At 67.3% G+C, this 13138-nt stretch carries 13 protein-coding genes; 5 read left to right on the forward strand and 8 right to left on the reverse strand.

Annotation, left to right across the window (positions count from 1 at the left end; translation table 11 throughout):
- Window positions 1–465: 465 nt before the first annotated feature.
- Entirely contained in the window at window positions 466–876 is a 411-nt protein-coding gene (locus QGN17_RS12045; protein WP_281044727.1) for a hypothetical protein, read from the reverse strand.
- Complete coding sequence (locus tag QGN17_RS12050) at window positions 858–1856, reverse strand: cysteine synthase A (RefSeq protein ID WP_281044728.1); 999 nt, start codon at window positions 1854–1856, stop codon at window positions 858–860. The genes QGN17_RS12045 and QGN17_RS12050 overlap by 19 nt, the downstream gene beginning before the upstream one ends.
- A gap of 158 nt (window positions 1857–2014) precedes the next feature.
- Between QGN17_RS12050 and QGN17_RS12055 the strand changes: the two genes are divergently transcribed.
- Together QGN17_RS12055 and purL are read left to right on the forward strand one after the other, a co-directional pair.
- Complete coding sequence (locus QGN17_RS12055; RefSeq protein ID WP_281044729.1) at window positions 2015–2425, forward strand: hypothetical protein; 411 nt, start codon at window positions 2015–2017, stop codon at window positions 2423–2425.
- Between the two features lie 91 nt (window positions 2426–2516).
- A complete protein-coding gene (gene purL / locus QGN17_RS12060) occupies window positions 2517–4745 on the forward strand; it encodes a phosphoribosylformylglycinamidine synthase subunit PurL (protein WP_281044730.1) in 2229 nt (742 codons plus the stop codon).
- A gap of 664 nt (window positions 4746–5409) precedes the next feature.
- Here the strand turns inward: purL and QGN17_RS12065 are convergent.
- Window positions 5410–6417 carry a hemerythrin domain-containing protein gene (locus QGN17_RS12065; protein WP_281044731.1) on the reverse strand — a complete coding sequence of 336 codons (1008 nt, stop codon included), beginning with the start codon at window positions 6415–6417 and terminating at the stop codon, window positions 5410–5412.
- A 125-nt stretch (window positions 6418–6542) separates the two neighbouring features.
- On the opposite strand from QGN17_RS12065, the gene QGN17_RS12070 reads away from it, so the two are divergent.
- From QGN17_RS12070 to bfr, 3 genes are all read left to right on the forward strand, one after another.
- Complete coding sequence (locus tag QGN17_RS12070; protein WP_281044732.1) at window positions 6543–7781, forward strand: DUF418 domain-containing protein; 1239 nt, start codon at window positions 6543–6545, stop codon at window positions 7779–7781.
- A 60-nt stretch (window positions 7782–7841) separates the two neighbouring features.
- Window positions 7842–8015, forward strand: coding sequence for a (2Fe-2S)-binding protein (locus QGN17_RS12075; protein WP_022688425.1), 174 nt, complete (start codon window positions 7842–7844; stop codon window positions 8013–8015).
- An 80-nt stretch (window positions 8016–8095) separates the two neighbouring features.
- On the forward strand, window positions 8096–8596 hold the full coding sequence (bfr, locus tag QGN17_RS12080) for a bacterioferritin (protein ID WP_281044733.1): 501 nt from the start codon (window positions 8096–8098) through the stop codon (window positions 8594–8596).
- Between the two features lie 178 nt (window positions 8597–8774).
- Here bfr and QGN17_RS12085 read toward each other — a convergent pair whose 3' ends face one another.
- The 5 genes from QGN17_RS12085 to QGN17_RS12105 all read right to left on the reverse strand — a co-directional run bounded on the left by QGN17_RS12085 (window position 8775) and on the right by QGN17_RS12105 (window position 13113).
- Window positions 8775–9209, reverse strand: coding sequence for an Hpt domain-containing protein (locus QGN17_RS12085; protein ID WP_390902695.1), 435 nt, complete (start codon window positions 9207–9209; stop codon window positions 8775–8777).
- 72 nt (window positions 9210–9281) lie between these two features.
- Window positions 9282–9515: a sulfurtransferase TusA family protein gene (locus QGN17_RS12090; protein WP_281044735.1), complete on the reverse strand. Its 234-nt coding sequence runs from the start codon at window positions 9513–9515 to the stop codon at window positions 9282–9284.
- Window positions 9512–10888, reverse strand: coding sequence for a ribosome biogenesis GTPase Der (gene der, locus QGN17_RS12095; protein WP_281044736.1), 1377 nt, complete (start codon window positions 10886–10888; stop codon window positions 9512–9514). The genes QGN17_RS12090 and der overlap by 4 nt, the downstream gene beginning before the upstream one ends.
- A gap of 75 nt (window positions 10889–10963) precedes the next feature.
- The gene (locus tag QGN17_RS12100; protein WP_281044737.1) at window positions 10964–12361 is read right to left on the reverse strand and encodes an outer membrane protein assembly factor BamB family protein; all 1398 of its coding nucleotides are present in this window, start codon (window positions 12359–12361) and stop codon (window positions 10964–10966) included.
- 53 nt (window positions 12362–12414) lie between these two features.
- A complete protein-coding gene (locus tag QGN17_RS12105) occupies window positions 12415–13113 on the reverse strand; it encodes a tetratricopeptide repeat protein (RefSeq protein ID WP_281044738.1) in 699 nt (232 codons plus the stop codon).
- Window positions 13114–13138: the final 25 nt, after the last annotated feature.

Consider the following 13138-nt stretch of genomic DNA (forward strand, 5'->3'; position numbering starts at 1 on the left):
ACGTCCCTCTGTCGCCGTTCCGCAATCCTGAGACCCTCGCTCCCCGCGGGCCCCCTTGCGGACGGTCACGGACCTAACATGGGTGCCGTTGGGGTTTCAATACCACTGTATGGGGTAAACATGGGTCGGCTGTGTATTTCTTGGGTAGAGTTTGGTCGAAGCGGGAAGTCGATACCGCGCGAATAGGCCACATTTCCCGATTTGTTCTTGGGGATCGCCTGTGGATAACTATGTGTGCGGATGTGGACGCATTCGCCCGGCCGGGGCGGCGGCGGGACCGGTGGAGGCACACTGATGGGGTCGCGAAGGCGCGACTCAGCGGCGTGATCCTCCCCCGCCATGGGGAGGTGGCACGCGGAGCGTGACGGAAGGGGAAGATGGAGGGACGATAGCGGCGACATCACCGCCCGCCTCCTCCGACGGCCAACGGCCGCCACCTCCCCCTGGCGGGGAAGGATCCAGCGCTCAGTGCCCCGCGGGCGCCGCGCTGTTGGACTGGTTGGACAGCACCGGCGCCGGCGGGCTGAGCGTCAGCATCGGCGGATTGCCGGTCATCTGCGGCGGCGGCATCGTCGGGGCGGGCTTCGGCGTATTGGCGCCGGGCGCGACGCCCAGTTCGGCAAGCGGCTCCTTGGGCGGCTCGGGCGGCGCCTGAACGTTGGCGACCACCGCCCCGTTGGCGAGCTTGATCGAATGGTCGTCCTGGCCGAGAAAACTGAAGATCGAGGCAGCGAGCAGGGTCAGCAGGAACACCGCGGCAAGGCCGGTGAGGCCCACGCGCACGCGCTGCATCACCACGTCACGATGTTCGCGCGGCTGATCCTGCGTTTCGACCATACCGCCTTGTAGCGGAGCCGTCACCGAGGCTCCAGCCATGGCGGCACGGCAAGCCCCTTGGCGCGCAGCCACTCCGGATTGGACAGCGTGGACAGATAGCGCATCCCCGAATCGCACAGCATCGTGACGATCGTCCTGCCCGGCCCCATCTGCTTCGCCAGCGCGACAGCGCCCGCCACGTTGATGCCGGACGACAGCCCGACATGCAGCCCCTGAGTCGCGAGCAGCTGGTGGACCCAGTGCAGCCCGTCCTCATCCGAAATGCGGAACTGCGCGTCGATCGGCGCGCCGTCGAGATTGGCGGTGATGCGGCTCTGGCCGATGCCCTCGGCCACCGAATTGCCCTCCGCCGCCAGCTCGCCGCACTGGTAATAGCTGTAGAGCGAGGCGCCATGGGGATCGGTGAGCGCGATCGTCACGGTCTCGTCATGCTCCTTGAGGCCGAGGCCGGTGCCGGCCAGCGTGCCGCCGGTGCCGCACGCGCAGGTGAAGCCGTCGATCCGCCCGCCGGTCTGCGCCCATATCTCCTGCGCGGTGGTGCGGATGTGCGCCATGCGGTTGGCGGTGTTGTCGAACTGGTTGGACCAGAAGCCGCCCTCCGTCTCCTCCGCGATCCGGCGCGAGGTGTGGACGTAGTGGGCGGGGTTCGAATAGGCGGTCGGGGGCACCTCGACCAGCTCGGCGCCCAGCGCGCGCAGCGTGTCCTTCTTCTCCTGGCTCTGCGTCTCGGGAATGACGATGATCGTCTTGTAGCCCTTCGCGTTGGCGACCAGTGCCAGGCCGATGCCGGTATTGCCGGCCGTGCCCTCGACGATCGTGCCGCCGGGTTTCAGCAGGCCCCGCTCCTCGGCATCTTCCACGATATAGAGCGCGGCGCGGTCCTTCACCGATCCGCCGGGGTTCATGAACTCGCACTTGGCGAGAATCTCGCAGCCGGTGGCGTCCGAGGGGGCGGAGAGCCGCACGAGCGGGGTGTTGCCGATGAGCGCGAGCGCGTCGGGCGCGATGCTGGATGTCATGGCCATGGACATAGGCGGCGGCGCAACGAGCCGCAACGCAGCTTTGCTTTGTGTCGCGCAATGCCAATCCCGCAACATGTTGTAACATTAAAAATGCCGCATCGCCGCATATCCGGTCTTGACGTTAACAATTCGGATGCGCGATCAGCGAGCTCGCTATGCGAACCCCCTCCTCCCGTATGCGCGCCTTCACGGCGCTGGCCATCATGCCGCTGCTCTCGCTCGCGGCCTGCAACTCCAAGCCGACCGCGATCCACCCGGATGACGGCGACGACATGAAGACCGCGGTGGCCAACGCCGCGCCGGTCGAGCTGCCGCCGTCGATCAGCGCGACCAAGACCTTCCGCTGCAAGGACAACAGCGTGATCACGCTGGACTTCTACTCGGACGGCAAGAGCGTCGGCGTGCATCCGAAGCCGGATACCCGCGCGACCGTCGCCAAGGCGGACGCCGCCGGCCAGCCGATGAAGACCGCCGACGGCGCCTACACCGTGTCGGGCACGGCGACTGCGGCCTCGGTCGACGTCACCATGCCGGGCAAGGACAAGCAGGCCTGCGACAGCGAGTAATCGCGGCAGCGAACCGAATCACGAGGCCGGCGGGGCACCCCGCCGGCCTTTTTCTTTTGCCCCCCCTCCCCTCTCGCGCTAGGGCGCGCGCATGAGCCAGATCACCGCCGAGATCGTCGCCCAGCACGGGCTTTCCGAGGATGAATACAGCCGCGTCCTGCACGCGCTGGGCCGGGAGCCGAACCTCACGGAACTCGGCATCTTCTCGGTGATGTGGTCGGAGCATTGCTCGTACAAATCCAGCCGCATCCATCTGAAGAAGCTGCCCACCACCGGCCCGCAGGTGATCTGCGGCCCCGGCGAGAATGCCGGCGTGGTCGACATCGGCGACGGGCAGGCCGCCATCTTCAAGATGGAGAGCCACAACCACCCGAGCTACATCGAGCCGTATCAGGGCGCCGCGACCGGCGTCGGCGGCATCCTGCGCGACGTCTTCACGATGGGCGCGCGGCCGATCGCCAACATGAACGCGCTGCGCTTCGGCCGGCCGGACCATCCCAAGATGCGCCACCTGATCGCGGGCGTCGTCCACGGCATCGGCGGCTACGGCAATTGCGTAGGCGTCCCCACCGTCGGCGGCGAGGTCAATTTCCACAAGGCCTATGACGGCAACATCCTCGTCAACGCGATGACGGTGGGCATCGCCGATACCGACAAGATCTTCTATTCGGCGGCGTCCGGCATCGGCAATCCGATCGTCTATGTCGGCTCCAAGACCGGCCGCGACGGCATCCACGGCGCCACGATGGCGTCGGCCGACTTCGACGAGAAGAGCGAGGAGAAGCGCCCGACCGTGCAGGTGGGCGATCCCTTCACCGAGAAGCTGCTGATCGAGGCGTGCCTGGAGCTGATGGCTTCCGACGCGATCGTCGCCATTCAGGACATGGGGGCTGCCGGCCTCACTTCCTCCTCGGTCGAGATGGCCAGCAAGGGCGGCGTCGGCATCGAACTCGACATGAACGCCGTGCCCCAGCGCGAAGAGGGCATGACCCCCTACGAGATGATGCTGAGCGAGAGCCAGGAGCGGATGCTCATGGTGCTGAAGCCCGGCCGCGAGGATTTCGCCGAGGCCATCTTCCGCAAGTGGGAGCTGGATTTCGCGGTGATCGGCCACGTCACCGATACCGGCCACATGATCCTCAAGTGGAATGGCGAGACGGTGTGCGACATCCCGCTCGCCCCGCTCGCCGACGAGGCGCCGCTCTACGACCGGCCGTCGGTCTCCAAGGAGGAATACAAAGCGTGGGCGGGCGTGAAGCCGCTCGGCGACATTCCCGAGTCGACCGACATCGCCGCCGATCTGCTCAAGCTGATGGCCTCGCCGGACCTCGCCTCGCGCCGCTGGATCTGGGAGCAGTATGACCACATGGTCGGCGCCGACACGGTGCAGCGCCCCGGCGGCGACGCGGCGGTGGTGCGCGTCCACGGGACGGACAAGGGCATCGCGATCAGCACCGACTGCACGCCGCGTTATTGCTATGCGGACCCTTATGAGGGCGGCAAGCAGGCGATCGCCGAATGCTACCGCAATTTGTCGGCGGTGGGCGCGACGCCGCTGGCGGTGACCAACTGCCTCAACTTCGCCAACCCGCAGCGCCCCGAGATCATGGCGCAGCTGACCGGCTGCCTCGAAGGCATGGGCGACGCCTGCCGCGCGCTCGACTTCCCGATCGTGAGCGGCAACGTCAGCCTCTACAACGAGAGCAAGGCGACGGGCGGGGGGAGCGCCATCCTGCCGACGCCGGCGATCGGCGGGATCGGGCTGCTGGCGGATTGGTCGAAGAGCGCGACGATCGGCTCAGCCAACGATGGCGACGATCTTTGGCTGATCGGAGATTGGCCTACCCACCTTGGCCAGTCGCTGTGGCTGCGCGAGATTCATGGCTCCGAGGCAGGCTCCCCGCCGCCAGTCGATTTGGCGCTCGAGCGTAAGCACGGTGAAGCAATCCGGAAAGCGATCGACGCCGGTCTTGTTACGGCCGTGCATGACGTATCGGATGGCGGCCTCATGGTGGCCCTCGCGGAGATGGCCTTGGCATCCGATAAGGGGCTAAAATTGGACCGTGACCTGCCACTTTCGCCCGCTGCGATGTTTGGTGAAGATCAGGGCCGGTACGTCGTGGCGACCAACAATTCTGAAGCTCTGCTCAGTTTGCTGGCTGAGAACGATTTACCCCATCATGTCATCGGCGTGGTCAACAGCGATGAGCCGCAACTGATTCAGTGGGAAGGCCGGCACGCAATTACTATCCCGTGGCTCCGCCGCGCGCACGAGGGCTTCTTCCCGACGCTGATGGGCGCCGACGCCGCGCTGGCGTGAGCCGCGTAAGCCCCTCCCTGAAAGGGAGGGGTTGGGGTGGGTCACTTTCCGTATCACGGATGCGCCCGCCTCGGGCGAACCCACCCCCGCCCCCTTCCTTTCAGGGAGGGGGAGAAGAGCGCCGGACGCACCTCGACTCCGAAATCAGGACAGGGGGAAATCACGGCCGGCGCGTCCGCGCCAACGGCACCCGGTGCTGGACGGCTTGGGTAAGCGAGTGCGGGTATGGAAAGCCGCGTCCAGGCTTCGATGGATCGACTGGGCCTTCCGTCGCTGGCACGATGGCATGGCCGTCAGAACGCCGATCCCTTGGTTTACTCATGTGCGAAGCATCGACTTGAACCGGATGACTTCGCGCCGGCCGCCGGGTCGATGCGCGAACGCCCCGCCCCGGTTCCCGCCCCTCGACCCCGGTGCGCAACGGGTTCGAAAGACGCGGCGACTTATATCCTTATTGGTTCGTTTTGTCAAGCGCGAACTCTTCCTCCCTGCGCGAAGCGTGGGGAGGGGGACCATTTGCGCAGCAAATGGTGGAGGGAAAAGCCGGGCGCCTGATACGTCAGGACTTATCGGCTATCGCCGACCCCCTCCACCGCCTTCGGCGTTCAACAGAGACACGTGTCTCTGTTGAACCCTCCCCAAGCAAGCTTGGGGAGGATTTGCCTCACGCCAGCTTGAACCCCTCGCGGTTGGCCGCCGCGGTCAGCGCCTTGTTCTTCGCCTCGTCCAGGCCGGCGTGGATCTTGGGGAAGATCTTGTCCTCCTCCTCGCGGATATGGGCGTTCAGGTCGGCGCGGAAATCGGCGATCTTCTGGGCGAATTCCGGCGCCGCCTTGTCCATGGTGTCGAGCTCGTAGAGATACTGCTTGTGGTATCCCTGCTCGTGGTTGAGCGCATCGGCATCGGCCTTGTCTCCCCATTCCCGCAGCGCCGGGTAGATCACATTCTCTTCGGTGAAGGCGTGCTTGCCGAGCGCGTGCTTGAGCTGGGTGAGCAGCAGGGTGCGCTTGGCGGGCTGCTCGGGCGTCGATCTGGCCAGCTTGTCGAGGATTGCCAGCGCCGCCTTGTGCTCGGCCTTCAAGGCCTCCAGCCAGTCGCCGGCCATCACGCTCGGCGCCTGCACCGCCGCCTTGCGGCCGAGATTGGCGGCGATGCCGACCGCGAGGCCCGCCGCCGCGACGCCCAGAACGGTGCCGGTGCCGACCTTGGACTTGGATGCGGAGGACTTGGACGCGGGCTTGCGCGCCGTCGCCGCCTTGCCGGTCGCGCCCTTGCGCGGGGCGGGCTTGCTCGCGGGCGTCACCGCCTTGCGCAGGCGGGCCGGCGCGGCGCGCACCCTCGCGACGATGCCCTTCGCCGTATCGGGCACATGCGCCGCCTCGATCGCATGATCGGCGGCCGCCTTGATCGCGTGCGCGGTCTCGCTCGCGGCGTGCGCCACGCTCTTCTCGGCGGCAGTGACGCGGGCGGAGACCTTCTCCAGCGTCGTTTTCGGCGCGGCCGGCCTGCGGACGGCGCGTTTCGGCGCGGTCTTGGGGGCCGCCGTCTTGCTCGCGGACTTGACGGACGCCTTGCGGGCACGGGCCGGCGCCTTGCTGCCGTTTGCCTTGATCGGGGTGCCGTTGGCCTTGGCGCCAGTGGCCTTGCTGGGGGTATCGGTGGCGGTTGCCATGGAAAACTCCTTGGAAACGGGGCGGATGATGTTGGCCGACTCAACCGATCGGGCGCCCCTCCTGTTCCCCCGCCCGCTTGACGGCCCCGCTTGACGGCATCGCATGGGCAGGACAGGTCCGGATCGTGACCGACCGCCACGGCAGCATCGACGGCCTCAGGGGCCTTGCCGTGATGGGCATCCTGCTGATGAACATCGCCGGCTTCGCGCTTCCCACCGGCGCCTATTTCAACCCGATGGCCGGCGGCGGCACGGCGCCCGCCGATCTCGCCATCTGGGCGATCAACTTCGTGGCTGTAGACGGGAAGATGCGCGCCCTCTTCTCGATCCTGTTCGGCGCCTCGACGATGATCGTGGTCGAGCGCGCGGAGGCCGCCGGGCTGAGCGGCGCGCGCCTGCATCTGGCGCGGATGGCGACGTTGCTGCTGTTCGGGGCGGCGCACCTCGCTTTGGTCTGGTCGGGCGACATCCTGCTCCATTATGCGCTGGTCGGGATCATCGCGCTGCCGTTCACGCTGCTGAAGCCGAGCCAATTGGTGCGCCTCGCGATCCTGCTGCTGGTCACGCAGCTGGCGATCCAGCTGATCTTCTTCTCGGGCTTCCTGGTGCTGCGCGACGCCGCGATGGCGCCGGGTGCGAGCCAGGCGCAGATCGCAGCGTGGCAGGATTTCGCCAACGGTGTGGGCGTGAGCGACGCCCGCCACCTCTCCGCCGAGATCGCGCGGATGCGGGGATCGTGGGGCGGCATCGCCGCCCATCGCATTGCCGAGCAGTTTCCGTTCATCCCCGTCCTGCTCTGCTTCGACGGGCCGGAGACGCTGGCCTTCATGCTGATCGGCATGGCCGGGCTCAAATCGGGCTTCCTCACGGCCAAATGGGAGCGGCGGCGATATCTCCGCTGGTCGGCGATCGGCTTCGCGATCGGCCTGCCGCCGGTAATCGCCCTGTGCTGGCTCTGCATCCATTCGGGCTTCGAGACGCTGACCACCTTCGCCGCCGCGACGCTGTGCGGCGTGCCGTTCCGCCCGATCCTCGCGCTGTCTCTCGCGGCGCTGGCGCTGGCCTGGCTGACGGTGCGCGATCGCCCCCGCCTGCGCGCGGTCGGGCGGATGGCGTTCAGCAACTATCTCGGCACCAGCCTGCTGATGACGTTCCTTTTCTATGGCTGGGGCGTCGGCTTGTTCGCGCGGATCGAGCGGGTGTGGCTCTATCCGATCGTGTTCGCCGTGTGGGGGCTGATGCTGCTGTGGAGCCCGTGGTGGCTCGCCCGCTTCCGCTACGGGCCGCTCGAATGGGCGTGGCGATCGCTGGCGCGCGGAGGGATGCAGCCGATGCGCCGAACCGAGGCGGCCGCCTCAATCTGATATTGAGATTGGCTTGCAATATCCTTATACCCTGATCCGACTCCACGGGAGAGGGCACGAATGGTCGTCTGCGTCTGCAATGCTCTGCGGGAACGCGAAGTGCGCGAGGCGGCCCGTTCGGGCTGCCGGGATCCGTTGTCGGCCTACGCCTCGCTCGGCTGCCGCCCGCGCTGCGGCCAGTGCGTGCCCTATGCCCGCCAGCTGATCGCCTCTGAGCAGGCGGACGCCGCCTGAGAATGACTTGCGCGAGTCGTTCGCGCTGGGTTTCCAGTCCCGCGAAGAGTAATGGGGCCTTCTGAACCAAGGAGGCTCCGATGAAGGGTGACGCGAAAGTCATCGAACTCTTGAACCTGGCGCTCAAGAACGAGCTGACCGCGATCAACCAATATTGGTTGCACTATCGGATGCTCGACAATTGGGGCGTGCAGAAGCTCGCCGATTACGAGCGTCACGAATCCATCGACGAGATGAAGCATGCCGACTGGCTGGCGGAGCGCATCCTCTTCCTCGGCGGCCTGCCCAACTTCCAGCTGCTCGGCCGCCTGCGCATCGGCGAGAGCGTCGAGGAGATCCTGAAGGGCGACATGGCGCTCGAGGACGAGGCGATCCCGACGCTGCGCGAGGGCATGGCCCATGCCGAGAGCGTGCAGGATTATGTCAGCCGCGATCTGTTCGGCCGCATCCTCCACAGCGAGGAGGAGCATGTCGACTTCCTCGACAAGCAGTTCGATCTGATCAGGCTGATGGGCATCCAGAACTACATCCAGCTGAACTCGAAGGCAGCCGGCGAGGGCGAGAGCAGCGCGGGAGCGTGAGGTCGTTGAGCCCCTCCCTGAAAGGGAGGGGTTTGGGTGGGTTCTGTTCAGCACACCGACGCGCCCGCCTCAGGCGAACCCACCCCCGCCCCCTCCCTTTCAGGGAGGGGAGTGAGAAAACAAAAAGGCCGGCTCCCTTTCGGGGCCGGCCTTTTTCGTTGCCTGGATCTTCCGCCTGTCAGCGCTGGGCCATGCCGAAGCTGCCCGCCGGCTTGCGACCGAAACCGCCCGGCCCCGGACGACGCTCGACGATCGGGTTCACCTCGCGGTCGAACAGGCGGAGCGTCGCGTCGAACAGCGGGCGCAGCTCGACCACCTTCTCGATCAGCTCGTCCGGCGTCTCGCGGGCTTCCACGCAGCGACGCGCGGTCATCTCGATCACCTCGGCCAGCTCGGCGAGCGGCACCGCGCCGAACTGGCGCGATTCGCCCTTCAGCGTGTGCGCCGGCAGCACCAAAGCGGCGGCCGAACGGTCGCGGATCGCCTGTTCGATCTGATCGACGGACTTGACCCCGTCTTCGCGGAAATAGCCGAGAATGCGCACGAAACCGGAGCCCAGTTCCGTACGGACGCGTGCGAACACGCCCCAATCGACCAGTTCGGCGGCTCCCATAGCCACGGCGGCGACCCCTTTCACCCGCAACACTAACGATCGGGCTATGCACCCCATCGGGTAAAAGGAAGGTTACCGCGTCCTAGCGGATAGTCGAAGTCCGGGGCCGATCGGCGTGTTTTCGGGGGTGACGGACCATCCCCGCTCCTCCCCCACCGCGCCGATTTCGCGCGGCGCGACCGGATCGTCGGCCACGGCGAGTATATCGGGCGCCTCCGGCCCGCCCTCGCGAATCGCTCGGGCAACGCGGATGGCGGGCCAGGGGCAGCGCAACCCGCGAAGGTCGAGCAGCAGCGGCTCGCTCACTCGCCCTTCTTGTCCCCGAAAGGATTCTTCGGCGCGCGCAGCGTCAGGCGTACCGGCACCGCGCCGAAGCCCAGTTCCTTGCGGATGCCGTTGATCAGGTAGCGCTGGTAGCTCATCGGCAGCTCGTCCACGCGCGTGCCGAACAGCACGAAGCCGGGCGGCCGCGTCTTGGCCTGGGTGATGAAGCGCAGCTTGATCCGCTTGCCGCCGGGCGCGGGCGGCGGGTTCTTCTCGATCGCCTTCTCGAACCAGCGGTTGAGTTGGCCGGTGGAGACGCGCTTGCTCCACGCATCGCGCGTCTCGAACGCGGCGCCGAGAAGCTGGTCCAGCCCCTTGCCGGTGGCGGCGGAGACGGCGATCAGCGGCACGCCCTTCACCTGCGCCAGCCCCTCCTCCAGCGCGGCCTTCACGCCGTTGAACAGGGCGGACTGGCCTTCCGCCACATCCCATTTGTTCAGCGCGATGACGAGGGCGCGGCCTTCCTGCAGCACATGGTCGGCGATGCGCAGGTCCTGCGCCTCCAGCCCGCGCGTGGCATCGAGCAGCAGCACGACCACCTCGGCGAAATCCACCGCGCGCATCGTGTCGGAGGCGGAGAGCTTCTCCAGCTTGTCCTCCACCTTGGCCTTCTTGCGGAGGCCGGCGGTGTCGATCAGGCGGACCTCGCGGAACCGGCCCTCGGGCGACGGCCACATCCAGTCGACCGCGATCGAATCGCGGGTGATGCCGGCTTCCGGCCCGGTGATCATCCGCTCTTCCTGCAGGAACTGGTTGACCAGGGTGGACTTGCCCGCGTTGGGGCGGCCGACGATGGCGAGCTTCAGGATGCGGTCGGGATCGTCCTCATCCTCTTCCTCCTCCTCGAAATCCTGGCGGTCGATATAGGGGAGCAAAGCGGTGAACAGGTCGCCCATGCCCTCGCCATGTTCGGCGGACAGCGCGATCGGATCGCCGAGGCCCAGCGCGAAGCTCTCCATGATGCCCGGCTCGGCGGCCTTGCCCTCCGCCTTGTTGCAGGCGAGCACGATCGGCGTGTCGGAGCCGCGCAGCCATTGCGCCACCGTCTCGTCGAGCGGGGTCACGCCGGCGCGCGCGTCGATCATGAAGATGGCGGCGTCGGCCTGCGCGACGGCGGCTTCCGTCTGCGCGCGCATCCGGCCCGGCAGGCTCTGCGGGTCGTCGCTCTCGAAGCCGGCGGTGTCGACGATGCGGAAGGGCACGCCGAGCAGATCGGCATCGCCCTCGCGCCGGTCGCGGGTCACGCCGGGGCGATCGTCCACCAGCGCGATGCGCTTGCCGACGAGGCGGTTGAACAGGGTCGATTTGCCGACATTGGGTCGGCCGACGATGGCGACGGTGGGCAGCTTGGCCATGCGGCTCCTTTAGGGCCGATCATGGCCGGAATCATAGCCCTCTCCCGCAACATGCGGGAGAGGGCCTCGCGTATCTTACCGCCAGGCCGACAGGCGGCCGTCGCTCGACAGCAGGTACATCGTGTTGTTCGCCACCACCGGCGGCAGCGTGAACGGGGCCTTGGCGGCCTTCTCGACGCCGATCGGCTTGCCGTCGGTCGCCGAGACGTAGCCGAGGCCACCCAGCGAATTGGTCAGCGCCAGGCGGCCGTTGACCAGCACCGGGCCGCTCCAGAAGATCATGCCGGTCTTCTTCTTTTCCTTCTTCCAGCGCTGCAGCTGGGTGGTCCAGCGGATCTTGCCCGTAGTCCGCTCGATGCAATAGAGCTTGGCGTCGTCGGCGACCACGAACAGCCAGTCACCGGCAAGCGCGGGCGTCGAGATGCCGCCGATATTCACTTCCCACAGCCGCTGGCCGGTGACGAGATCGAGCGCGATCATGCGGCCGCCCGCGCCCACCGCATAGACGCGGCTTTCATCGACGACGGGGCTGGCATCGATGTCGGTGACGTCGCCCACGGTGGTGGACATCGAGGTGCGGGTCAGCGCGTCCTGCCACACGACGCGGCCGTTCTCGTAACGATAGGCGTCGAGATCGCCCGAGGAGAAGCCGGCGATCACCGTGGCGCGCGCGATCGCGGGCGCGCCGGTGCCGAACACGCCCGCCGTTTCCAGCGGGCCGGAGGCAGTCCACTGGGTGCTGCCGTCCGTCTCGTTCAGCGCGAAGATCTGGTTGTCGGCGCTCATCACGTAGACCGAGCCGTTGGCGATCGAGGGCGAGCCGCGCAGCGGGCCACCCGGCGTCACCTGCCAGCCGAGCTTGCCGGTCGCCGCGTCGATCTGCGCCACTTCGCCGAGACCGCTGGTCGCGTAGAGCTTGCCGCCCTCGTAGCTGACGCCGCCGCCGAAGAGGGAGCGGCTGTAATGCTTCTCCTCCTTCATGCCGATGAAGCCCATCACGCCCGCCTGCTTCAACTTGGGGCCGGGCTTGGCCTTGAGCTGGGTTGCCCACAGCTCGCGGCCGGACTGGGCGTCATACGCGTGAACGCGGGCCTGCGCGTCGATGACGAAGAGGTGGCCATCGGCGATCACCGGCGTCGCGGCGAGCCGCTCGTCCTTGCCCGCCTTGCCGAGATTGACGTCCCACACGCGGGTGGGCGTGGCGCCGAGCGCGAGGTTGCCCATCGCCTTCTGCGCGTTGCCGCCGGGCTGCGTCCAGTTCGCGTTGACCTCCGCCGGGGGCAGCGCCACCGGGGTCGCGGCAATCGAGGCGTCGGTGCCCGCGCTGCTTTCCTGCGTCAGCACCGGGATGCGTTCGCCGAGCACCGCCGTCTTGGGGCCTTTGTCGCCATGGCCCTTGAAGACGCTGCAGCCCGTCAGCAGCATCGCCGCCGCGAGCGTGCCCGCGATCGATACCCGACGCCCATAATTCATGCCGTTCCGCCCCATCATACGATTCATCAATCCCGTCCGATCGCCCGTTTCCATCACGAGGCCGGCATGTCCTGAGGCTGAACGGCCTCGTAGCCGAGATCCGCCGCGAGCTGCCCCACGCGCATACGCAGCGAGGCCGGCACGCTCTTGTCCTTGGTCATCGCCACGAACAGTTCGCCCGCCTTCTTCGGCTGGTTGAGCTTCATCCAGGCGAGGCCGGTCATCTCCCCGGCGCTGCCGAACCACGGATTGCCGGTCTGCGCGAGCGGCTTCAGCCGGTCGATGACCTGCTGCGGCGGCAGCGTGTCGAACTGGATCGTGGTGGCGCGCACCAGCGCGACATCGCGCAGCGGCTGCGGCACCGAACCATCCTGCGACAGCTTCAGGAAGGCGTCGGCGCCCTCCTTGTCCTTGCGCTCGCGCACCAGCAGGTCCGCCTGGAGCATACGGGAAAGCGGCGCATAGCCCTCCGCCCCGCTGCCGGCGATCGTCGCGAGCTGCTTCTTCGCATCATCGTCCTTGCCGCCGGAGATCGACGCCATCGCGGCCATGAACGCGTCGCCACGCTCCGCGGCGACCGACGCCTGGTGGGCGCGCCACCAGAGCGTGCCACCGAAGGCGGCGAGCGCCAGCAGCACGATCACGCCGACGATCACGCCATAGCGGCGGGCCAGTTTCGCCGTCTGCTCGCGGCGGACTTCCTCGTCCACTTCGCGGATGAAGGCTTCGTTGTTCACGGGCGTGAGTGCCAATCAAATTCTCCAGCAGGGCGTGCGC

Origin of the sequence: Sphingomonas oryzagri, from assembly GCF_029906645.1 — a bacterium.
Lineage (GTDB): Bacteria > Pseudomonadota > Alphaproteobacteria > Sphingomonadales > Sphingomonadaceae > Solisphingomonas > Solisphingomonas oryzagri.